The organism is Roseateles sp. GW821-FHT09B06 (assembly GCF_059418245.1).
In genome coordinates, this window is sequence record NZ_JBWKPM010000046.1 from 1 (window position 1) to 20,004 (window position 20,004).

The following is a 20,004-nucleotide window of genomic DNA, read 5'->3' on the forward strand; positions in this document are numbered from 1 at the left end:
CTGATCGCCCGTCTCGGGCAGTGCCCCTGCTGCGGCCGGGCAAGCGAAAGACTCAATTTGTGACACAGTAAGATTAGCTTTGCATGAATCACATTGGGGATGAGCGCCGCTTTCAATCGGCCTGCAGCCAGCTTGGCGGCGAGATTGTCAAAGTCGGGTGAATACTCGGCTTGATGGCTCGACAGCATGGCAGAGATTTGTTCGTTCAACCTCTTTCCGAGCCGGACTCCGCGAACGAGACCTAGCCTTGCGTCGGGAAGTCGACGCAACTCTTCTAGGCTGAGGGGTATCGGGTCGCCCACCACGATAAGGTCTTGGACCGCATATGAGTACGGCAGGAACCAGCCGACGCGATCACGCTCTGCCGTGCGCACAGCGGTTGTGACAATGTCCAGTTGACCTTGATCGAATTCCATCAGAAGACGCGCGCGCGGCCGGCTGACGAGTCTGAGCTGGCAGCCGCTACGTTGCGACAACTCGGCGACGAGGTCCGGCACTATGCCTTGCCATTGACCATCGTTCAAATAAGCGCCATAGCCGAGCTCAGAGATACCGACTCGTAGCTCACGCGAGCAGGCTGCCGCCGCCTGAGCGAGCGCCAGGGCTAGCAATGCGAAGGCCGGGCGTGTCAGGCCCATGCCCGTGCGAGGAAGAACGATTCCGGTATGGTGAAGAGCATCTTGGTTTGACCATGCAAGGGGCGGCCGTCCTGCCTGACGCCGATCAGGGGCGATGGTGCGGGCGATTCGTGCGACAGGTACTGGGCTTCGAAGGACTGACTGCGTCCCCAGGGCGGAAAGGGCGGCAGGCCCTCCACGCCAGATCGGGGCAGCGCCCCGTTTGCAATGTGGACGGGCAGCATCGTGACACCATATCCGGACCGGCGCCCGCCTGCGTGCAGGCAGGCGCCGGCGCTTCGCCGTCAAGCCGCGATGGCTTCTCCCGAATAGAGCGGGTAGTCGGTGTATCCGATCTCGGTTCCGCCAAAGAAGCTGTCGCGATCGTAGGGATTCAGCGGCAACTTGTGGCGCAGACGCTCAGGAAGATCCGGGTTGGCGATGAAGTGACGGCCGAAAGCCACCAGGTCGGCGTCGCCCGCTTGCAGGACCGCCTCGGCCGACTCGCCATCGAACCCGCCGGCGGCGATGATGACGCCCTTGTAGTGCTTGCGGATCAGACGCGAGCCGAGCGGCTCCTGCGACTTCGACTCGTCCTCACTTACACCGAGGATGCGCGGCTCGATCAGGTGCAGATAGGCAAGGCTGCGCTTGTCGAGTTCTTGGGCGACGAACGAGAAGAGCGCGTCCGGGTCGCTGTCCCGCATGTCGCCGAAGTTGCCACTGGGGCCGATGCGCACGCCCACGCGATCAGCGCCCCAGACCGAGATCAGCGCGTCGGTCACCTCGAAGAGGAAGCGAGCACGATTGGGGATAGAGCCGCCATATTCGTCGGTCCGCTTGTTGCTGCCATCCTGCAGGAACTGGTCGACGAGGTAGCCGTTGGCGCTATGGATCTCGACGCCGTCGAATCCGGCGGCCAGGCCGCGCTTCGCGGCGCTGCGGAAGCTCGCCACCAGGTCCTTGATCTCATCGGTGCTCAGCGCCCGGTTGGGCGTGCTGGGAGTCCATCCGGACGTCGTATACGCGACACCTCCATGGAGCACCTCGGAAGGACCGACCGGCTGCGCTCCCCCTGGCTGCACTTCGGCATGCGACTGCCGGCCCGCGTGATAGAGCTGGAGGAAGATCTTCGCGCCCTTTGCGTGGACGGCGTCGGTGACCTTCTTCCAGCCGGCGATCTGGGCATCGTCGTAGAGGCCTGGCGCGCCGAGATAGCCGTTGCCGTTCGGCGCCGCGATCGTTGCCTCGCCGACGAGAAGGGCGCCCTTCGATGCGCGTTGGCTGTAATAGTCGGCCATGAGGTCGCCTGGTACAGCGTTTGCCTCGGCGCGCATGCGCGTGAGCGGTGCAAGTACGACACGGTGGTCGAGAACATAAGGCCCGATCTTGATAGGACTGAAGAGCTTGGACATGAGTGGCTCCATTGGTTCGAGGGAAAAACCGAGGGCGCGCAAGTTGCGGTTGCGCCCCCTTGCAAGCCAATATGGGGAGGAGGCGGCGTTAGAGAAGCGGCGCTGCGTGCCGTTCACTCCGGACTTTCGGGTCCGCAATGACGCGCACCTGTACGTCCGCGGCGGCGAATTCGGGTTAGATTTCCTGCACGCCGCGCGCCAGCGCGGTGCCTATCTCAGGAGCGCTCATGGAGAGTCTGGTCGGCATCACAACCTTCGTGCAGGTCGCAAAGATCGGCAGCATTGCGGAGGCAGGCCGCATTCTCGGTATCTCGGCTTCCGCGGTTGGGAAGACGATTACGCGGCTGGAAGAGCAGTACCAGGTGCGGCTGTTCAACCGCAGCACGCGCAGCATCAAGCTGACGGCCGAGGGTGAGATGTTCCTCGCGCGTTGCCACCGCATCCTCAACGAAGTCGCTGCCGCGGAGGCCGAGTTGGCCAACGCCAAGGGGGTGCCACGTGGCCGGCTGCGCATCAGCGTTCCCCAGCTCACCGACCTCGTCATGCCGGTGATTCACGGCTTCATGCATCATTACCCTGAGGTCGACGTTGACCTCGACCTGTCCGACCGCATGGTGGACATCATTGAGGAAGGCTTCGACGTCGTGGTTCGCACCGGTGACCAGTCCGACTCACGGTTGGTCTCCCGCAGGCTGGGTATGTCGCGCCGAGTGCTCGTCGCATCGGAGGAGTACCTCAAGCGCCATGGCGTGCCCGAGACGCCGGCGAATCTGCTGGAGCATTACTGTTTGCTCCACAAGTTCGCTGCGAGCGGGCGCCTGGAGAAATGGCGCCTCGTGCTCCCGGAGGGGCAAAACGAACTGCCGTTGCGTGAGGCACGTATGTTCAGCAACGTCGAAGCGATCACGTTTCTCGCGCGCCGTGGCGACGGCATTGCCTACATCCCTGAATTCCTCGTTGCGGAGGACCTTGCGCGAGGTGAGATGCGCACTGTGCTCGATGCATTCGTGGACGACCCTGTCACGTTCTGGGCGGTGTGGCCGGCCTCTCGACACGCATCCCCCAAGCTGCGCGCGTTCGTTGATCACATTGGCGCGACTCTTTTTGCAAGCCAGCCGAGGCATGACGGATGAGCTCCAAAGCGCGAGAAAAGGTAGGTGTGATGTGTGTGACATGGGCCATCGTGGCCGTGTGGGTTCCTTCGCGGGTCGCGGCGGCCGAGACTGTCTATGCGTCCAACATCCAGAAAGCTGCGCGGCAGGGAGAGTGCACGCGGTGCCTTCTGGTCACTCTCTGACGCGCCCGAGATCTGGACCTCTCGCCGGTGCACGCAACGAAGGCGAGCGTGCACCAGGCCGCCAAGTTGCTTGCCGCAATGACGGAGTGCCGGATACATAGTTGACACGCACTCGAAACGGACATCCTGTTTGGTGTGCGTATCCGACCTGTCACGACGACTCAGCCCAATCGGCTAAGTCCTTGATCTGAAAGGCCGCAGGATACAAACAAGCTGAAAGGCAGACGTTCCTCCTCCTCACCCCGCATTTCAAGTCGCTGCGCCTGTCAGTGATCCTGGACTCGCGCACCCGGCGCAGTGCCACCTGAGTGAGGAAGAATTTTGGGGGTAAACATGCAGCGCGGCCCTGCGACCCGCATAGATGTTGGATTCTGTTCGGACGCCCTCCCGCCAGACAGCAAGCAAAAAAACGGGCCCCAGGGGCCCGTCTTGCATTTGCATGCACTATGTGCATGCGTAACAGCGCCGCCGATCCGATCGTTGCGACGGATCACGGGCCTCCCATGCGGAGATCCACGATCACGAGCACGGATCGCGCCCGTACGGAGGACCGTACAGGGATCGGGCAAAAAAAACGCCCCCCAGCCAAGGGCCAAGAGACCAGCTCAGTGTGTCAGTCCGAATGCTGGCCGGCTCTGCGGGGGGCGGAGTCGGCATCATGGCCGAAGCGCTCGATAACGCCGTGAACCTGGCAACAAAATTGGCAACAAAAAGCCAGCAAGCGGCACGGCCTGCCGGGCCGATTCCGGGGCCGTTGGGGAAGAGGTTCTGCGGATAGAGCCCGCCCGCCAAACAGGCCGGCCGGGCGCGACCGAGCGGTCGCTCAGCCCGCCAGCTGCTCGTAGGCCCCGGTCGACACGAACACCCGCACGCTGTCGCCGCCCGCCGCCTTCGCCTCGGCACAGGCAAGCGTGGCCGCGCTGATGGTGGCCTCCACCGTCTCCAGCGTGGGCTGCAACTGCACCACGCCGACGCAGGCCTTGACGCGCGTGCGGTGCAGGCCCCAGCGCAGCCGGTAGGCGGCGATCGAGGCGCGCATCTTCTCGGCCACGATGCTGGCGTAATGCTGATCGCAATCGGGCAGCAGCACGGCGAAATGGTCATCCTCCATGCGCGCCACCAGGTCGGATGCGCGCACCTTGGTGATCAGCATCTGGCCCAGGCCGTAGAGGAAATGGTCGGCCACCTCGGCGCCCATGCCCTGGATCACGTCCCGGAAGCGATCCACGTCCACCCATAGCATCGCCACCGGCTCGTGCCGACGGCTCCCCACATGCTCGGCCAGGCGGCGCTCGAACTCGCGCCGGTTGGCCAGCTCCGTCAGAGCGTCGTGCTTGGCGGTCCAGGTCGGCTGCATGCGCGACTGGCGCGCCGCGGTCACGTCCTCGACGATCCACAGCGCCTCGCCCAGCGGCGCTTCCCAGTGCACCGGCGTGGCCTGCAGCCGGCCCCAGAAGCGCGAGCCGTCGCGCCGCACATACTCGACCTCCTCGTCCAGCGGCCTTCCCGCGCCGAACGCCACCCGCATGCGCTCCAGCACGCCGGCATGGGCTCCCTCCGAGACATGCACCGGCCCCGTGGGTTGGCCGCTCAGATCGGTGTCATCGCCATGGCCGAACAGGTGGTTGAAATGCTCGCTGACCACCGCGAAGCGCGCCTCGTGGACGAAGCCCACGGCCAGCGGCGCCCTGACCAGCAGGGCGCGCATGCGCGCGGCCACGGCCTCGTTGGCATCCGCGGCGGTGTCGGCGTGAGGGGTCTGCATCGTTGTCTCCTTGGAGCGGGGCGCGTCCGCACTATTGCAGGTGTAGCGCGTTTGCGCCCTGCCGGAAACCCCGAACTGGCCCGGCAGTGCCGCTCAGTTCCCCGGCGGCCCCTCCAGCTCGCGCAGAAAGCTCGCGAAGCGCGGCAGGCCCTTGGCGGTCAGGCCGCGATAACGGTAGCTGACCAGGCTGCCAACGGCCGGCGGCGCACGCCGCTGGGCCTCGCTGAAGCCGCTGCCCAGCAGGAACACCTGGCCCTGCTCGTTGCGCACCCGCAGCGCCCCCAGCAGGCCCGCAAGGCGCCCCTCCCCCGGCAGATGCGCCAGCACCACGGCCTCGGCATCGTCCTGGGGCTTGAGCTTGAGCAGCACCTCGCGCCGCCCGGTCTGATAGGGCGCGTCGGCCTCGTGCAGCATCAGCCCCTCCCCGCCCTCGCTCAGCACCGCCTGCAGACGCCGGTCCAGCTCGGCCCGGCTGGCAACGCGAAACTGCGGCACCGCCTGCAAGCCCTCCCAGGCGGCCGCGGCGGCCAGCTGCGCGAGCCGCTCGGCGCGCTGGGCAAAGCCGCCCTCCCCGCCCGGCAGCTCGAACAGCATGTAGTGCAGCCGGCGCCATTCCTCCTCGCGCGGCCGGCGCCGCCGCACCGCGGCCGACAGGGCTTCGAAGCGCCCGCGCCCCATCCACAGCTCGCCGTCCAGCGGCTGCAGCGGCAGGCGCGCGGCAAACCAGGCCGGCAGCGCGATCGGCTGGCCGCCGCGGCTGAACATCAGGTGCCCGTCCCAGTAGGCGCGCACGCCGTCCAGCTTCTCGCTGACCAGGTAGCGCCGCACCTCGAGCCGCTCGGGCGCCTTGTGCGCCAGCAGCAGCGATGGTGCCTGGGCCGCCACCGCCCGGCGCGGTGCCAGCCAGGGCGTCAGCAGGCCGGCGGCCAGCAGTCCATTGAAGCGACGCTTTCTCATGGCAGCTCCCCGAAGCTGCCCGATCGTAGCCGCGCTATCCGGGCAAGGCCACGCCCTCGCAGCCCTTGCCCGCGGGGGTATTGGCCAGGCGCTCCGCGGCCGACAGCGGTGCGCCGCGATCGAGCACGATCAGCCAGCGGCCCGGCGCCTCCTGGCGCCACACCGAATTGAAGCGGCTGAGCAGTTGCCCCTGGGCATCGCGCACCGGTCCGGTCGAATAGGCCAGCCGGCCATCGCCGCTGACGACGATCTGGTCCGGCTCCCAGGAAAACGGTGCCTTTGCCCCGTCGTAGAAACCGCGCCAGGCCGCCACCACCGCGGCGCGCCCCTGGATGGGCTCGCCGCGACCGTTGAAGAACAGCGTGTGCTCGGCCAGGTGGCGCTCGAAGGCCGCCAAGTCGCGCCGCGCCATGCTGGCGGCAAAGCCGCATTCGGCCGCCCGCACCTGCTGCGTCCAGCGCTCGGCCGCGCCGACGTCTTGGTCCGCCGCAAGGGCGCCGCCCACCGATGGGATCGCGGCGAACAGGCCGGCCATCCGGCGCATCGTCTGCTGATTCATGTCGCTCAACTCCGGTCGATAACGGCCGAGCCTAGCCGAGGTGGGGCGTCCGTGACAAAACTCACTGCCTCCGGTGCCCGGGGCCTGGAAACCCCGACGCCGGCAGACGCCCGGCCTGGCTATGCTGCGCTGCCCTGCCGAGACCTCATGCCGCACCGCCCATTTCAACCGACGCGCCGCAACGCCCTGCTGAGCCTGGCCGCCATGCCGCTGACCCTGGGTGCGGGCCGCGCCGGGGCCGCCGCGCCGCTGCGCCTGGTGGCCACGGAGTTTCCGCCCTACACCTCGGCCACGCTGCCCGGCGGCGGCATCGCCTCGGCCATCACGCGCGCGGCGCTGCAGCGCGTGGGCCTGCCGATGGAGCTGCATTTCAGGCCCTGGGTGCGGGCCCTGTCGGAGCTGCAGCAGGGCGCCTGGGATGGCGTGATCGGCGCCTGGCACAGCCCGGAGCGCGAGCGCTATCTGCTGTTCCCGCGGCCGCTGGGCATCACCAGCAAGATCGGCTTCATGGCCCGCGCCGGCACGGATCTGCCGGTGGGCGATCTGTCGCGGCTCGGCGGGCTGAAGATCGGCACGGTACGCGATTACGCCAACCCGCCGGCCTTCGAGCAGGCCCGGCTGACGCGCGACGAAGCGGTGGACGATCTCGGCAATCTGCGCAAGCTGCTGGCCGGCCGCGTCGACCTGGCGCTGGCCGACAAGGGCGTGGCCTTCCATCTGCTGCAGACCCTGCTGCAGGACGCGGCCAGGGCCCTGGTCTGGCTGGATCCGGCGGTGGCCGAGATGCCGCTCCACACCGCGCTGGCCCTCCACCGGCCGCATGCGCAAGCCTATTTGGCCGCGCTCAACAAGGGCCTGGCCGAGCTGCAGCTCAGCGGCGAACTGGCCCGGCTGCTCCAGCTGAACGCCCGCTGGTATTGAAATAGTTCGCCCCCGACGGCCTGCGGCCGCCGCTGGCTCAATGCGCGACACGCGATGGATGGCCTCAGCCGGCCGGCGCGATCTGCTCGGCATAGTCGTAGAGCGCGCCGAGGATGTCCTGGCCGCGTTCGTCGTCCTCGCCCAGGGCCTCGCCCAGCGCATCGATGCGCTCGAAGAACGCCGCCAGGGTCTGCGCCCCGCCCTCGCCCTCGTGCAGGCGCGCGGCGCGGTGCGCCTCCCAGCGCTGGCGCTCGTCGGCATTCAGGGTGGCCGGGAAATTGCGCGCGCGCCAGCGGAACACCAACTCGTCCAGGCGCGCATCGGCAAAGGCCAGCCGCCCCTGCGCGACGCGCTGGGCCAGCTGCTCGGGCGGCAGTTCGCGCACGCGCTGCAGCGCACGCCGGTCCTCGTTGCCGACGAAACCGCCGTACAGGTCCTCGTCCGCGTCCTGCGGCGGCAGCGGCTCGCGCCGGAACACCTCGCCCCACAGCCCCGCCAGCACCCCGCCCTGCTCCGCCAGGCGCTGCGCATGCCGCAGGCCCTGCTCGATGTCGAGGCCCCAGCGCTGGGCCATGGCCGGCGACAGGGTCTTCAGATTGCCGATCACGATCGGCGACTTGTTGATGTGGATGGTCTTGATCGGCAGCCGCGCCACGCCTTCCGGCAGCAGCTCCTGCTTGGTGAACATGCGCAAGCGAATGGTCGCGGCGTCCAGCCCGTCCAGCGCGGCGGGGTCGACGGACAGGTCCCAGACGATCAGCTCGTTCTTGTTGGTCGGATGCGGCGCCAGCGGCCAGACCAGGGCGATGCAGCCGCGCTCGGGGCCGTACATGCCGGAGACATGCAGAAAGGGCTTGTTGACGCCGATCTCGGCCTGCACCGCGTCCTTCTTGCGCAGCTTCAGGCAGAACTCGAACAGCTTGGGCTGGGCCGTCCTGATCAGGCGTGCCAACGCGATGGTGGCACGCACATCGGACAGCGCATCGTGCGCCGCCTCGTGCGCCAGGCCATTGGCGACGGTCAGGTGCTCCAGCTTGAACGAGGGGCGGCCGTCCTCGTGCCTGGGCCACTCGATGCCCTCGGGCCGCAGCGCGTAGGCGCAACGTACCACGTCCAGCAGGTCCCAGCGCCCGCAGCCGTTCTGCCATTCGCGCGCATAGGGGTCGATCAGGTTGCGCCAGAACAGGAAGCGCGTCACCTCGTCGTCGAAGCGTATCGTGTTGTAGCCCACGCCCACCGTGCCCGGCTGGGCCAGCGCGCCCTCGATGGCGGCGGCGAACTCGTGCTCGGGCAGGCCGCGCTCCAGGCAATGCTGCGGCAGGATGCCGGTCAGCAGACAGGATTCGGGATCCGGCAGGTAGTCATTGGCCGGCTGGCAATAGACCATCAGCGGTTCGCCGATCTCGTTCAGATCGGCATCGGTGCGCACGCCGGCAAACTGCGCCGGGCGGTCGCGGCGCGGCACGCGGCCGAATGTTTCGTAGTCGTGCCAGAAAAAGGAAAAGTCTTGCATGGCGGCACGATACCCGATCGGCGCGCTGGTCAATAATCCGCGCTTTGGCCCCCGCCCCGGCCCATTTCCCACCCAGTCTTCGCGACGGATCGCTTTTGAACCCCATTTCGCGCCTGCTTGCCCTGCTCCCAGAATCGCGCCGCGCGACGGCGCGCCGGGCCCTGATCATCTTGGCCGCCGGCCTCGCCGGCCTGCTGATGCTGCTGGCCGTGGCCGCCGTGCTGATCTACCCCAGCCTGCCCGACCTCAGCGAGCTGACCGACTACCGCCCCAAGCAGCCGCTGCGCATCTACACCGCCGACGGCGTGCAGATCGGCGAGTTCGGCGCCGAGCGCCGCCGCTACCTGCCGCTGGAGCAGATCCCGAAGTCCATGCAGGACGCGCTGCTGGCGATCGAGGACACGCAGTTCTACGAGCATGGCGGCCTGTCCTATAGCGGCATTGCGCGCGCCTTCCTGAGCAATCTGTTCAGCTCGCGCAGCCAGGGCGCCTCCACCATCACCCAGCAGCTGGCGCGCGACTTCTACCTGACCAAGAAGAAGCTCTACAGCCGCAAGTTCATCGAGATGCTGCTGACCCTGAAGATGGAGGGCACGCTGTCCAAGCAGCAGATCCTCGAGATCTACATGAACCAGATCTACCTGGGGCAGAAGGCCTACGGCTTCGAGGCCGCCGCGCGCATCTATTTCGGCAAGAGCCTGCAGGCCCTGAGCATCGCCGAGACCGCGATGCTGGCCGGCCTGCCGCAGAACCCGATCTATGCCAACCCGGTCACCAACCTGGCGCGCGCCCAGCGCCGCCAGCAGGTGGTGCTGGAGCGCATGCACGAGCTGAAGCTGCTGGACGAGGCCCAGCTGGCCGCCGCCAAGGCCGAGAAGCTGCATATCCGCACGGCCCAGGATCCGCGCCTGCATGCCGAGTTCGTGGCCGAGATGGTGCGCCAGCAGGTGCATGCCCAGTATGGCGACGAGGCCTATACCCTGGGCCTGCAGGTCTTCACGACCCTGGAATCCGAGGAGCAGGCCGCCGCCTACCGCGGCCTGCGCCATGCGCTGATGGACTACGAGCGGCGCAAGCCCTACCGCGGCCCGGAGGGCTTCATCACCCTGCCCGACAGCGCGGCTGCACGCGATGCCGCGATCGCCCAGGCCCTGGCTGAGCACCCCGACAATGATGAGCTGCGCGCCGCCGTGGTCACCGAGGCCGGCCCGGGCAAGGTGCTGGCCAGCCTGCAGTCCGGCGAGGACATCGTCATCGCCGGCGACGGCCTGCGCGGCGCCGCCTCAGGCCTGTCACCGAAGGCCAAGCCCGAGCTGCGCCTGCGCCCCGGCGCCATCGTCCGCGTGCTACGCGGCGCCGCCACCAAGGCCGAGCCCAAGGGCGCCTGGCTGATCACCCAGCAACCCGAAGCCGAGGGCGCCCTGGTGGCACTGGAGCCCGGCAGCGGCCGGGTGCGGGCCCTGGTGGGCGGCTTCGACTTCGCGAAGAACCAGTTCAACCATGCCACCCAGGCCTGGCGCCAGCCCGGCTCCAGCTTCAAGCCCATCGTCTACTCGGCGGCACTGGAAGCCGGCGTCGGCCCGGGCACCCTGGTCGACGACGCGCCCATCGTGATCGGCGACTGGGCGCCGAAGAACTCGCCCGACCAGTTCGACGGGCCGATGACCGTGCGCCAGGCGCTGGCCAGATCCAAGAACATGGTGACGATCCGCCTGCTGGAGCGCATCACGCCGGCCGCCGCTCGCAACTGGGCCGGCCGCTTCGGCCTGGACGTGGACAAGCAGCCCGACAACCTGACCCTGGGCCTGGGCTCGGGCGCCGCCACGCCGATGCAGATGGCCAGCGCCTATGCCGTGTTCGCCAACGGAGGCCACCTGCTCAAGCCCACCGTGATCGCCCGCATCGTCGACGCCAAGGGCCAGCTGCTGTTCGAGGCCGCGCCCGAGCAGCCCAGCGAGGACAACCGCGCGATCTCGGAGCGCAATGCCTTCGTGATGAGCAGCCTGCTGCAGGAGGTCGCACGCAGCGGCACCGCGGCGCGCGCGCAGGGGCAGCTCAGGCGCGGCGACATCTACGGCAAGACCGGCACCACCAACGACGCGGTGGACGCCTGGTTCGCCGGCTTCCACCCCACCCTGGCCGCGGTGGCCTGGATGGGCCATGACAATCCCAAGAGCCTGGGCGAGCGCGAAAGCGGCGGCGGCCTGGCGCTGCCGGCCTGGATCGAGCTGATGGCCACCGCGTTGAAGGGCGTGCCGGCCCAGGAGATCCCGCCGCCGGCCGAGGGCCTGCTGCGCACGCCGCGCGCCGATGGCCTGGGCGAGGACTGGAGCTTCGAGGAATTCGCCGGCGAGGCCGGCATCAAGAGCATCGGCCTGGAGCAGATCACGCCGGTGCTGCCGCCGGCCTCGGCCGCCAGCGCTACACCATAGCGAGCAGTTCGGCCTCGCGCTCGCGGCTCAGGCCGGCCTTCGTGAAGGCCCTGGCCTCGGCCGGCAGGCCGCGCCACCAGGCCAGCGTGTCGGCCACGGTCTCGGCCAGCGGCCGGATGTGCAGGCCGGCGGCCAGCGCCTTCGCGTTGGCGCTGTGCATGAAGGCCGCATACTCGCCCCGCTGCGGCAGCCACAGCGGCAGCTCGGTCCAGGGCTTGACGCCCAGCTCGAGCAACCGGGCCTCCGGGGCCCAGACCCAGGTCGGGCGCACGCCAGCTGCCGCCGCGCAGAGGTCCAGCAGCTCGCCACGGCGCCATTGGCCCGCTGCGGCGACCACGTTGTAGACGCCGCAGCGCCCCTGTTCCAGCGCCGCGAGCGCAAAGGCAGCCAGGTCGCGGGCATCGATGAACTGCAGCCCGTCGTCGGGCCGGCCCGGCACCAGCAGCGCCTCGCCGTCGACGGCCCGGGCCGCTCGCGCCGGCCAATAGGTGAAGCGCTGGGTGGGGTCGTGGGGCCCGACCACCAGGCCCGGCCGCAGGATCAGCGCGCGCTCGCCGAAATGCCGCAGCACCGGCGCCTCGCAGGCCGCCTTCAGCGGCCCATAGCTCGCGCCGTCGACGATCTCGGTGCCGGGATCGGCCAGATCCTCGAGCCGCCCCAGCGGCGAGGTCTCGTCATTGGGCTTCGTGAAGCCGGCATAGGCCGAGATGCTGGAGATGTAGAGATAGCGCCCCACGCGCCCGGCCAGCAGCGCGCAGCTGGCTTCCAACTCCCGCGGCAGGTAGCCGCAGGTGTCGATCACCGCATCCCATTCGCCCTCGGCCAAGGCCGACAGATCGCGACGGCGGTCGCCGCGCAGGGTCGGCAGCTGCGGAAACAGCGCCGCAGCCGTCTGGCCGCGGTTGAACAGGGTCAGGTCATGCCCGCGCGCCACCGCCGCCTGCACCAGATGCCGGCCGACGAACTGCGTACCGCCCAGCACCAGCAGCCGCATGGCCCGGCCTCAGCGCTTGCGGACGACCACGCTGCCGACCGAGTAGCCGGCGCCGAAGGAGCAGATCACGCCCAGATCGCCGCCCTGCAGGTCGGCGCGGTGCGTATGGAAGGCGATGATCGAGCCGGCCGAGGCCGTGTTGGCGTACTCGTCCAGGATCAGCGGCGCAATGTCCGCACCGGCCTCGGCCAGGTCCTGGCCGACCAGCTTCTTGATCACCAGCTGATTCATGCCCAGATTGGCCTGATGCAGCCAGAAGCGGCGCACGTCGGTGGGCGCCCGGTGCAGCGCGGCCAGATGGTTCTCGATATGGGCGGCGGCCAGCGGCACGACCTCCTTGAACACCTTGCGGCCCTCCTGGCGGAAGGTCTTGTCGCGCGCCTGCGGGTCGCTGTCCTCGCTGCGATTCATGAAGCCGAAGTTGTTGCGGATGTTGTTGGAGAACTGGGTGGCCAGCTTGGTGCCCAGGATCTCCCACTGGTCGGCCGCGGTGGCGGTGTCGGCGCGCTCGACGATCACCGCGGTGCAGACATCGCCGAAGATGAAATGGCAGTCGCGGTCCTTCCACTCCAGGTGAGCCGAGGTGATCTCGGGGTTCACCACCAGCACGCAGCTGGCGCTGCCGGCGCGCACCGCATTGGCGGCCTGCTCGATCGCGAAGGTGGCGGAGGAGCAGGCCACGTTCATGTCGAAGCCGTAGCCGCCGGCACCGATGGCCTGCTGGATCTCGACCGCCATGGCCGGGTAGGCGCGCTGCATATTGGCGGCGGCGCACAGCACGGCGTCGATCTGCTGCCCCTGCTTGCCGGCCGCGGCCATGGCCTGGCGCGCGGCCACCACGGCGATCTCGGCCATCAGCGAGAGCTGATCGTCGGCGCGTTCGGCAAAGCGCGGGTGCATGCGGGTCGGGTCGAGCACGCCCTCCTTCTCGATCACGTAGCGCTGCTTGATGCCCGAGGCCTTCTCGATGAACTCGACGCTCGAATGGGTCAGCGGCTCGCGCGTGCCGGCCGCGATGGCCTCGGCATGCTGGGCGTTCTGCAGGTCCGCATGGCGGTTGAAGGCCTCGACCAGCTCGGCATTGCTGATGGTGTGCGGCGGCTGGTAGATGCCGGTGCCGCTGATGACGACTGCGCTCATGATGGGATTCCTAGGCGGGGGCGCAAGTGTAACGACGCACGCCACCTCGGGGCAAAGAGGGCTTACCCAGCCCGGGTCGGCGAACCCGCGTAGAATCAATCACCGGGCCCAAATTTTGGCACCCGGTTTTTTTGCGCCCGCACCATGGCTCTTGCTCCATGGCCTCGCGGGCGACCGGATCGGCCAAGTCAAGCGCTCGCAGCCCAGGCGGTGCACTGCATGCAACGCACCCCGACTTTGCGAACTTGGACTTATGGAAATCTTCGACTACGACAACATCCTGCTGCTGCCGCGCAAGTGCCGCGTGGAAAGCCGCGCCGAATGCGACACCTCGGTGGAGTTCGGCGGGCGCCGCTTCAAGCTGCCGGTGGTGCCGGCGAACATGAAGACGGTGCTGGATGAGCGCATCACCGAATGGCTGGCCGCCAACGGCTACTTCTACGTGATGCACCGCTTCGACCTGGACAACGTGGCCTATGCCAAGGCGATGCGCGACAAGGGCCTGTTCGTGTCCCTCAGCTCGGGCGTCAAGGAGGCCGACTACGCGGTGATCGACCGGCTGGCCGCGGAAGGCGTGGGGGCCGACTACATCACGATCGACATCGCCCATGGCCATGCCGACAGCGTGCAGCGCATGATCGCCCACATCAAGCAGAAACTGCCGCAGACCTTCGTGATCGCCGGCAATGTGGGCACGCCCGAGGGCGTGATCGACCTGGAGAACTGGGGCGCCGACGCCACCAAGGTCGGCATCGGCCCCGGCAAGGTCTGCATCACGCGGCTGAAGACCGGCTTCGGCACCGGCGGCTGGCAGCTGTCGGCCTTGAAGTGGTGCGCCCGTGTCGCCACCAAACCCATCATCGCCGACGGGGGCATCCGCCACCATGGCGACATCGCCAAGAGCGTGCGCTTCGGCGCCTCGATGGTGATGGTCGGCTCGCTGTTCGCCGGCCACGAGGAATCGCCGGGCAAGACGGTCGAGCTGGATGGCAAGCTCTACAAGGAGTACTACGGCTCGGCCTCGGACTTCAACAAGGGCGAGTACAAGCATGTCGAGGGCAAGCGCATCCTCGAGCCGGTGAAGGGCCGGTTCGCCGACACCGTGCGCGAGATGCAGGAAGACCTGCAGAGCTCGATCTCCTACGCCGGCGGCCGCCAGTTGGCCGACCTGAAGAAAGTCAACTACGTGATCCTGGGCGGGGAAAACGCGGGCGAGCATCTGTTCATGTAGGACAATTCCCCCATCCCGCTATCCAGCCGGGGCGTCTCCGCAAGGAGCCGCCCCTTTTTCCTCGCCGCCCCACCATGACCGAACTCGCCAAGTCGTTTGAGCCCGCCGCCCTGGAAGCCCATTGGGGTCCTCTGTGGGAGTCCAAGGGCCTGTACAAGCCCACGCTGGACCCGGCGCGCGAGTCCTTCAGCATCCAGCTGCCGCCGCCCAATGTGACCGGCACCCTGCACATGGGTCACGCGTTCAACCAGACCATCATGGACTCGCTGACGCGCTACCACCGCATGCGCGGCTTCAACACCCTGTGGGTGCCGGGCACCGACCACGCCGGCATCGCCACGCAGATCGTCGTCGAGCGCCAGCTGCAGGACAAGGGCCAGAGCCGCCACGACCTGGGCCGCAAGAATTTCGTCGCGCGGGTCTGGGAATGGAAGCAGGAATCGGGCAACACGATCACGCGCCAGATGCGCCGCATGGGCGACTCGGTGTCCTGGGAGCATGAGTACTTCACGATGGACGAGAAGCTGTCCAAGGTCGTGACCGACACCTTCGTCAAGCTCTACGAGGAAGGCCTGATCTACCGCGGCAAGCGCCTGGTCAGCTGGGACCCGATCCTGAAGTCCGCCGTGTCGGACCTGGAGGTCGAGAGCGAGGAGGAGGACGGCTTCCTCTGGCATATCCGCTATCCGCTGGCCGAAGGCGACGAGTCGCTGGTCGTGGCCACCACTCGTCCGGAAACGATGCTCGGCGACACCGCGGTGATGGTGCACCCCGAAGACGAGCGCTACAAGCATCTGATCGGCCAGCAGGTGAAGCTGCCGATCACCGGCCGCCTGGTGCCGGTGATCGCCGACGACTATGTGGACAAGGAATTCGGCACCGGCGTCGTCAAGGTCACGCCGGCGCACGACACCAACGACTACCAGGTCGGCCTTCGCCACGCGCTGCCGATGCTGACCATCTTCACCCTGGACGCCACGGTCAACGACGAGGCGCCCGAGGCCTACCGCGGCCTGGACCGCTTCGTCGCACGCAAGAAGATCGTCGCCGAGCTGGAGGAACAGGGTCTCTTGGTCGAGACCAAGAAGCACAAGCTGATGGTGCCGCGCTGCGCCCGCACCGGCCAGGTGATCGAGCCGATGCTGACCGACCAGTGGTTCGTTGCGATGACGAAGGCCGGCGCCAAGGGCCAGAGCATCGCCGAGGAGGCGATCGAGGCCGTGGCCAGCGGCGAGGTGAAGTTCGTGCCCGAGAACTGGGTCAACACCTACAACCAGTGGATGAAGAACATCCAGGACTGGTGCATCTCGCGCCAGCTCTGGTGGGGTCACCAGATCCCGGCCTGGTATGACGAGGACGGCCGGGTCTATGTCGCGCGCGACGAGGCGGCCGCCCAGGCCCAGGCGGACAGGGTGTCGCCGGGCAAGACCCTGACGCGCGACGAGGACGTGCTGGACACCTGGTACTCCTCCGCCCTGGTGCCCTTCTCCACGCTGGGCTGGCCCGAGCAGACGACGGAACAGGACCTGTTCCTGCCCAGCTCGGTGCTGGTGACGGGCTACGACATCATCTTCTTCTGGGTCGCCCGGATGATCATGATGACCAAGCACTTCACCGGCAGGGTGCCCTTCAAGCATGTCTATATCCATGGTCTGGTGCTCGACTCGCATGGCAAGAAGATGAGCAAGTCCGAGGGCAATGTGCTGGACCCGGTGGACCTGATCGACGGCATCGAACTGGCGCCGCTGCTGGATAAGCGCACCCAGGGCCTGCGCAAGCCCGAGACCGCCCCGAAGGTGCGCAAGGCCACCGAGAAGGAATTCCCCGAGGGCATCCCCGGTTACGGCGCCGACGCGCTGCGCTTCACCTTCGCGGCGATGGCCACCTTGGGCCGCAGCGTCAACTTCGACTCGAAACGTTGCGAGGGTTATCGCAACTTCTGCAACAAGTTGTGGAACGCGACCCGCTTCGTGCTGATGAACTGCGAGGGCCAGGACTGCGGCCTGCTGGAGCACACGAAGGAGCAATGCGCCCCCGGCGGCCCGGCCCATGGCTATCTGAAGTTCAGCGCCGCCGACCGCTGGATCGTCAGCGCGCTGCAGAAGGTGGAAGCGGCGGCGGCCCAGGGCTTTGCCGACTACCGACTGGACAACGTCGCCAACGCGATCTACGACTTCGTCTGGAACGAGTACTGCGACTGGTATCTGGAAATCGCCAAGGTGCAGATCCAGACTGCCAGGGACGCCGGCGACGAGGCCGGCGCGCGCGCCACGCGCCGCACCCTGATCCGCGTGCTGGAAACCATCCTGCGCCTGCTGCACCCGATCGCACCCTTCATCACCGAGGAGCTGTGGCAGACCGTGGCGCCGATCGCCGGCCGCAAGCAGTCCGACTACTTGGTGACCGCCGCCTATCCGGTGGCCCGGCCCGAACGCATCGACGAGGCCGCCATCGCCTGGGTGGAGCAGCTGAAGTCGGTGGTCGGCACCTGCCGCAGCCTGCGCAGCGAGATGGGCCTGTCGCCCTCGGACCGCGTGCCCCTGCTGGTGGGCGGCGACCTGGGCTTCATGCGCGAGGCCGCCCCGGCGCTGAAGGTGCTAGCCAAGCTGGCCGAGGTGCAGCTGATCGAGGACGAGGCCGCCTTCAACGCGGCCAGCAGCATGTCGCCGGTGCTGGTGCATGGCGCCGTGCGCCTGGCGCTGAAGGTGGAGATCGATGTCGAGGCCGAGAAGGCCCGTCTGGACAAGGAGATCGCCCGCCTCGAAGGCGAGATCACCAAGGCCACCGCCAAACTAAGCAATGAGAGCTTCGTCGCGCGCGCGCCGGCGGCCGTGGTCGACCAGGAGCGTCAGCGCATTGCCGATTTCAGCAACACCGTGATGCGCTTGCGCGCGCAATTGCATCAGTTGCAGGCCCGCTGAAGCGGGTCAGCGCCAGCGTGACACGGCTGCGGGCTCGGGCAGATCGGCTGGGTAAGTAGCGCGGAACTCCGCCATCGGCTGCGGCGGCGCGGTCAGCAGTTCGTCCATGCGGCGGGCCACGCCCCAGGCGGCACGCACGCGCGATTCGCGCGTCGTGCCCGCCAGCCGGGGCGTCACCTGCAGGCCTTCCAGGCCATGCAGCGGGCGACCGGGCTCCAGCAGCCCCGGCTCCAGGCTGTCGAACCAGGCCGCCAGCACGCGGCCGCTGAGCATCGCGTGGGCCAGGGCCTGCTCGTCGAACACCGCCGAATGGGCGATGCTCACCAGCACCTGCGAGGGCTTGGCAAAGCCCAGCACGCGTTCGCCGATCAGGCCGCGGTAGCGCAGGAAATAGGCCAGTTGCACGCTGACGCCGTCGCTCTGCTCCATCAGCTCGCGCAGCGGCAGGGGCTCGATGCCCCATTGGGCCCAGAGCGGCTCGCTCTGGTGCAGGCTGGGGTCGTAGCCGACCACGCGGGTGCCGAAGGCCGGCAGCAACTGGGCCAGCATGCGCGCCGCCGGGCTCATGCCGATCAGACCGACGGTGGCGCAGCCCAGTTCGCGGCCGACCAGCATGCCGTCGCTGGCCTGCACCGGCACGCGCCGCAGCAGGGCCAGCAAGGCGCCGATCACGAACTCGGCCTCGGCGCTGGCGGTGGCTGTCAGGCTGCGCACCACCTCGACGCGGGCGGCACGGCAGGCGTCGATGTCGATGTTCTCCAGGCCTGCGCTCATGCGCGCAACGACGCGCAGCTTGGGGGCAAGGCGCAGCAGGGCCGCATCCAGCGGGACGCTGGGCGGCAAGACCAGACCCTGCACCTGGTGCAGGGCGGCCCGCAGAGCCTGTGCATCGCCAGCCAGTTCGGGCGCGCAATGCACGGCATGGCGCTCGGCCAGCCACTGCATCACCTCCGCCTCCAGCGGCTCCACAATCAACAGGCTCATTGTTTCACGGTCTTGCAATCCCGATTTTCAATACTGGCGCGCATGCCACAATGGCCGCGAGCAATCAGAGAGTTTACGGAAATGGTGACTAAAGCGATCTTCCCCGTTGCCGGCCTGGGCACACGCTTCCTGCCGGCCACCAAGGCGCAGCCCAAGGAAATGCTGCCCGTTGTCGACAAGCCCCTGATCCAGTACGCCGTCGAGGAGGCCTACGCGGCCGGCGTGCGCGAAATGATCTTCGTGACCGGCCGCCACAAGCGACCGATCGAAGATCACTTTGACATGACTTTCGAGCTGGAGGTAGCCCTCGAACAAGCGGGTAAGCAGGAACTGCTGGACGTGGTGCGCAGCGTCAAGCCCGATGACATGGAGTGCATCTATGTGCGCCAGCCCCAGGCCCTGGGGCTGGGCCATGCGGTGCTGTGCGCTCAGCGCCTGGTTGGCAACGAACCCTTCGCGGTGCTGCTGGCAGACGATCTGATGGTGGGGCCGATCGGTGGCCAGCCGGTGCTCAAGCAGATGGTCGAGCAATTCAAGGAATGGCGCGCCTCGATCCTGGCGGTGCAGGAAGTGCCGGCCGAGCACACCAAGCGCTACGGCATCGTCGCCGGCACCCATGTGAACGACAAGCTGATGGACGTCAGCCGCATCGTCGAGAAGCCCGCGCCCGATGTGGCGCCCTCGCGCCTGGGCGTGGCGGGCCGCTACATCCTGACGGCCGGCGTGTTCCATGAGATCGCCAACCAGCCGCGCGGCGTTGGCGGCGAGATCCAGCTGACCGACGGCATCGCCGGCCTGCTGCGTCGCGAGAAGGTGTTCGCCTACCGCTACGACGGCAAGCGCTATGACTGCGGCAGCAAGGAAGGTTTTCTGCAGGCCAATGTGGAACTGGCCCTGGCCCACCCCGAGCTCGGCCCGGGCTTCCGCGAGTACCTGCAGAACCTGGAAATCTGAGGCGCCCGCGGCGCGAAAGCAAAAAGGCCACGCACCGCGTGGCCTTTTTTTACTGGCGCCGCCCGATTCTCAGCGGCGCTTCAGCACATGGATGAATTCGTCCGCCTGAGTGCTCTGCTCCACCAGCTCGTTGCCGGTCTGGCGTGCAAAGGCCTGGAAGTCCCGCATCGAGCCCGGATCGGTGGCCACCACCTTCAGCAGTTGGCCGCTTTCCATCTCGGCCAGGGCCTTCTTGGCCTTCAGGATGGGCAGCGGGCAGTTCAGACCGCGGGTGTCGAGTTCCTTGTGAGCGTCCATGGCTTGG

Annotated in this window: 17 protein-coding genes; 6 read left to right on the forward strand and 11 right to left on the reverse strand. The window is 67.8% G+C overall.

Going from position 1 to position 20,004, the window contains the following annotated elements; all coding sequences use genetic code 11:
- The 3 genes from AC07OQ_RS23705 to AC07OQ_RS23715 form a co-directional block, all read right to left on the reverse strand.
- Nucleotides 1-638, reverse strand: a 638-nt coding sequence (locus AC07OQ_RS23705; RefSeq protein WP_495055611.1) for a substrate-binding periplasmic protein, incomplete at its 3' end; no start/stop codon positions are given.
- Nucleotides 629-862 carry a hypothetical protein gene (locus AC07OQ_RS23710; protein ID WP_495055612.1) on the reverse strand — a complete coding sequence of 78 codons (234 nt, stop codon included), beginning with the start codon at nucleotides 860-862 and terminating at the stop codon, nucleotides 629-631. The genes AC07OQ_RS23705 and AC07OQ_RS23710, both read right to left, overlap by 10 nt.
- Before the next feature lie 60 nt (nucleotides 863-922).
- The gene (locus tag AC07OQ_RS23715; protein WP_495055613.1) at nucleotides 923-2,032 is read right to left on the reverse strand and encodes an alkene reductase; all 1,110 of its coding nucleotides are present in this window, start codon (nucleotides 2,030-2,032) and stop codon (nucleotides 923-925) included.
- Between the two features lie 227 nt (nucleotides 2,033-2,259).
- On the opposite strand from AC07OQ_RS23715, the gene AC07OQ_RS23720 reads away from it, so the two are divergent.
- A complete protein-coding gene (locus AC07OQ_RS23720) occupies nucleotides 2,260-3,165 on the forward strand; it encodes a LysR family transcriptional regulator (RefSeq protein WP_495055614.1) in 906 nt (301 codons plus the stop codon).
- A gap of 987 nt (nucleotides 3,166-4,152) precedes the next feature.
- Here AC07OQ_RS23720 and AC07OQ_RS23725 read toward each other — a convergent pair.
- From AC07OQ_RS23725 to AC07OQ_RS23735, 3 genes are all read right to left on the reverse strand, one after another.
- Nucleotides 4,153-5,094: a GGDEF domain-containing protein gene (locus AC07OQ_RS23725; protein ID WP_495055615.1), complete on the reverse strand. Its 942-nt coding sequence runs from the start codon at nucleotides 5,092-5,094 to the stop codon at nucleotides 4,153-4,155.
- Nucleotides 5,095-5,187: 93 nt separating this feature from the next.
- Entirely contained in the window at nucleotides 5,188-6,051 is an 864-nt protein-coding gene (locus AC07OQ_RS23730; RefSeq protein ID WP_495055616.1) for a DNA ligase, read from the reverse strand.
- A gap of 34 nt (nucleotides 6,052-6,085) precedes the next feature.
- Nucleotides 6,086-6,610 carry a YybH family protein gene (locus AC07OQ_RS23735; protein ID WP_495055617.1) on the reverse strand — a complete coding sequence of 175 codons (525 nt, stop codon included), beginning with the start codon at nucleotides 6,608-6,610 and terminating at the stop codon, nucleotides 6,086-6,088.
- A gap of 147 nt (nucleotides 6,611-6,757) precedes the next feature.
- Here AC07OQ_RS23735 and AC07OQ_RS23740 point away from each other — a divergent pair, with 147 nt between their 5' ends.
- Entirely contained in the window at nucleotides 6,758-7,531 is a 774-nt protein-coding gene (locus AC07OQ_RS23740) for a substrate-binding periplasmic protein (RefSeq protein WP_495055618.1), read from the forward strand.
- 64 nt (nucleotides 7,532-7,595) lie between these two features.
- On the opposite strand, the gene sbcB is transcribed toward AC07OQ_RS23740, so the two are convergent.
- Nucleotides 7,596-9,044, reverse strand: a complete 1,449-nt coding sequence (gene sbcB, locus AC07OQ_RS23745; protein ID WP_495055619.1) for an exodeoxyribonuclease I — start codon at nucleotides 9,042-9,044, stop codon at nucleotides 7,596-7,598.
- 95 nt (nucleotides 9,045-9,139) lie between these two features.
- Between sbcB and AC07OQ_RS23750 the strand changes: the two genes are divergently transcribed.
- Nucleotides 9,140-11,476, forward strand: a complete 2,337-nt coding sequence (locus AC07OQ_RS23750) for a penicillin-binding protein 1A (protein ID WP_495055620.1) — start codon at nucleotides 9,140-9,142, stop codon at nucleotides 11,474-11,476.
- Here AC07OQ_RS23750 and AC07OQ_RS23755 read toward each other — a convergent pair.
- Together AC07OQ_RS23755 and AC07OQ_RS23760 are read right to left on the reverse strand one after the other, a co-directional pair.
- Nucleotides 11,466-12,470, reverse strand: coding sequence for an NAD-dependent epimerase/dehydratase family protein (locus AC07OQ_RS23755; RefSeq protein ID WP_495055621.1), 1,005 nt, complete (start codon nucleotides 12,468-12,470; stop codon nucleotides 11,466-11,468). The two genes, AC07OQ_RS23750 and AC07OQ_RS23755, sit on opposite strands and share 11 nt — an antisense overlap.
- 9 nt (nucleotides 12,471-12,479) lie before the next feature.
- Nucleotides 12,480-13,610, reverse strand: coding sequence for a beta-ketoacyl-ACP synthase III (locus tag AC07OQ_RS23760; protein WP_495055622.1), 1,131 nt, complete (start codon nucleotides 13,608-13,610; stop codon nucleotides 12,480-12,482).
- 253 nt (nucleotides 13,611-13,863) lie between these two features.
- Here AC07OQ_RS23760 and AC07OQ_RS23765 point away from each other — a divergent pair, with 253 nt between their 5' ends.
- Together AC07OQ_RS23765 and AC07OQ_RS23770 are read left to right on the forward strand one after the other, a co-directional pair.
- Nucleotides 13,864-14,841, forward strand: coding sequence for a GMP reductase (locus AC07OQ_RS23765; protein WP_495055623.1), 978 nt, complete (start codon nucleotides 13,864-13,866; stop codon nucleotides 14,839-14,841).
- 74 nt (nucleotides 14,842-14,915) lie between these two features.
- The gene (locus AC07OQ_RS23770; protein WP_495055624.1) at nucleotides 14,916-17,762 is read left to right on the forward strand and encodes a valine--tRNA ligase; all 2,847 of its coding nucleotides are present in this window, start codon (nucleotides 14,916-14,918) and stop codon (nucleotides 17,760-17,762) included.
- A 6-nt stretch (nucleotides 17,763-17,768) separates the two neighbouring features.
- Here the strand turns inward: AC07OQ_RS23770 and AC07OQ_RS23775 are convergent, their stop codons facing one another.
- On the reverse strand, nucleotides 17,769-18,746 hold the full coding sequence (locus AC07OQ_RS23775) for an NAD(P)-dependent oxidoreductase (RefSeq protein ID WP_495055625.1): 978 nt from the start codon (nucleotides 18,744-18,746) through the stop codon (nucleotides 17,769-17,771).
- Nucleotides 18,747-18,827: 81 nt separating this feature from the next.
- Between AC07OQ_RS23775 and galU the strand changes: the two genes are divergently transcribed.
- On the forward strand, nucleotides 18,828-19,700 hold the full coding sequence (gene galU / locus AC07OQ_RS23780) for a UTP--glucose-1-phosphate uridylyltransferase GalU (protein WP_495055626.1): 873 nt from the start codon (nucleotides 18,828-18,830) through the stop codon (nucleotides 19,698-19,700).
- A 69-nt stretch (nucleotides 19,701-19,769) separates the two neighbouring features.
- On the opposite strand, the gene AC07OQ_RS23785 is transcribed toward galU, so the two are convergent.
- Nucleotides 19,770-19,997 carry a sulfurtransferase TusA family protein gene (locus AC07OQ_RS23785; RefSeq protein ID WP_195797079.1) on the reverse strand — a complete coding sequence of 76 codons (228 nt, stop codon included), beginning with the start codon at nucleotides 19,995-19,997 and terminating at the stop codon, nucleotides 19,770-19,772.
- Nucleotides 19,998-20,004 lie beyond the last annotated feature (7 nt).

Excerpts from the sequence above, each read along its gene's own strand:
- AC07OQ_RS23725 (WP_495055615.1), bottom strand. The coding sequence starts at position 5,094 with ATGCAGACCCCTCACGCCGACACCGCCGCGGATGCCAACGAGGCCGTG.
- AC07OQ_RS23785 (WP_195797079.1), bottom strand. The coding sequence starts at position 19,997 with ATGGACGCTCACAAGGAACTCGACACCCGCGGTCTGAACTGCCCGCTG.
- AC07OQ_RS23765 (WP_495055623.1), top strand. The coding sequence starts at position 13,864 with ATGGAAATCTTCGACTACGACAACATCCTGCTGCTGCCGCGCAAGTGC.
- AC07OQ_RS23715 (WP_495055613.1), bottom strand. The coding sequence starts at position 2,032 with ATGTCCAAGCTCTTCAGTCCTATCAAGATCGGGCCTTATGTTCTCGAC.
- AC07OQ_RS23760 (WP_495055622.1), bottom strand. The coding sequence starts at position 13,610 with ATGAGCGCAGTCGTCATCAGCGGCACCGGCATCTACCAGCCGCCGCAC.
- AC07OQ_RS23740 (WP_495055618.1), top strand. The coding sequence starts at position 6,758 with ATGCCGCACCGCCCATTTCAACCGACGCGCCGCAACGCCCTGCTGAGC.
- AC07OQ_RS23720 (WP_495055614.1), top strand. The coding sequence starts at position 2,260 with ATGGAGAGTCTGGTCGGCATCACAACCTTCGTGCAGGTCGCAAAGATC.
- AC07OQ_RS23710 (WP_495055612.1), bottom strand. The coding sequence starts at position 862 with ATGCTGCCCGTCCACATTGCAAACGGGGCGCTGCCCCGATCTGGCGTG.
- AC07OQ_RS23735 (WP_495055617.1), bottom strand. The coding sequence starts at position 6,610 with ATGAATCAGCAGACGATGCGCCGGATGGCCGGCCTGTTCGCCGCGATC.
- AC07OQ_RS23730 (WP_495055616.1), bottom strand. The coding sequence starts at position 6,051 with ATGAGAAAGCGTCGCTTCAATGGACTGCTGGCCGCCGGCCTGCTGACG.
- sbcB (WP_495055619.1), bottom strand. The coding sequence starts at position 9,044 with ATGCAAGACTTTTCCTTTTTCTGGCACGACTACGAAACATTCGGCCGC.
- galU (WP_495055626.1), top strand. The coding sequence starts at position 18,828 with ATGGTGACTAAAGCGATCTTCCCCGTTGCCGGCCTGGGCACACGCTTC.
- AC07OQ_RS23755 (WP_495055621.1), bottom strand. The coding sequence starts at position 12,470 with ATGCGGCTGCTGGTGCTGGGCGGTACGCAGTTCGTCGGCCGGCATCTG.
- AC07OQ_RS23770 (WP_495055624.1), top strand. The coding sequence starts at position 14,916 with ATGACCGAACTCGCCAAGTCGTTTGAGCCCGCCGCCCTGGAAGCCCAT.
- AC07OQ_RS23775 (WP_495055625.1), bottom strand. The coding sequence starts at position 18,746 with ATGAGCCTGTTGATTGTGGAGCCGCTGGAGGCGGAGGTGATGCAGTGG.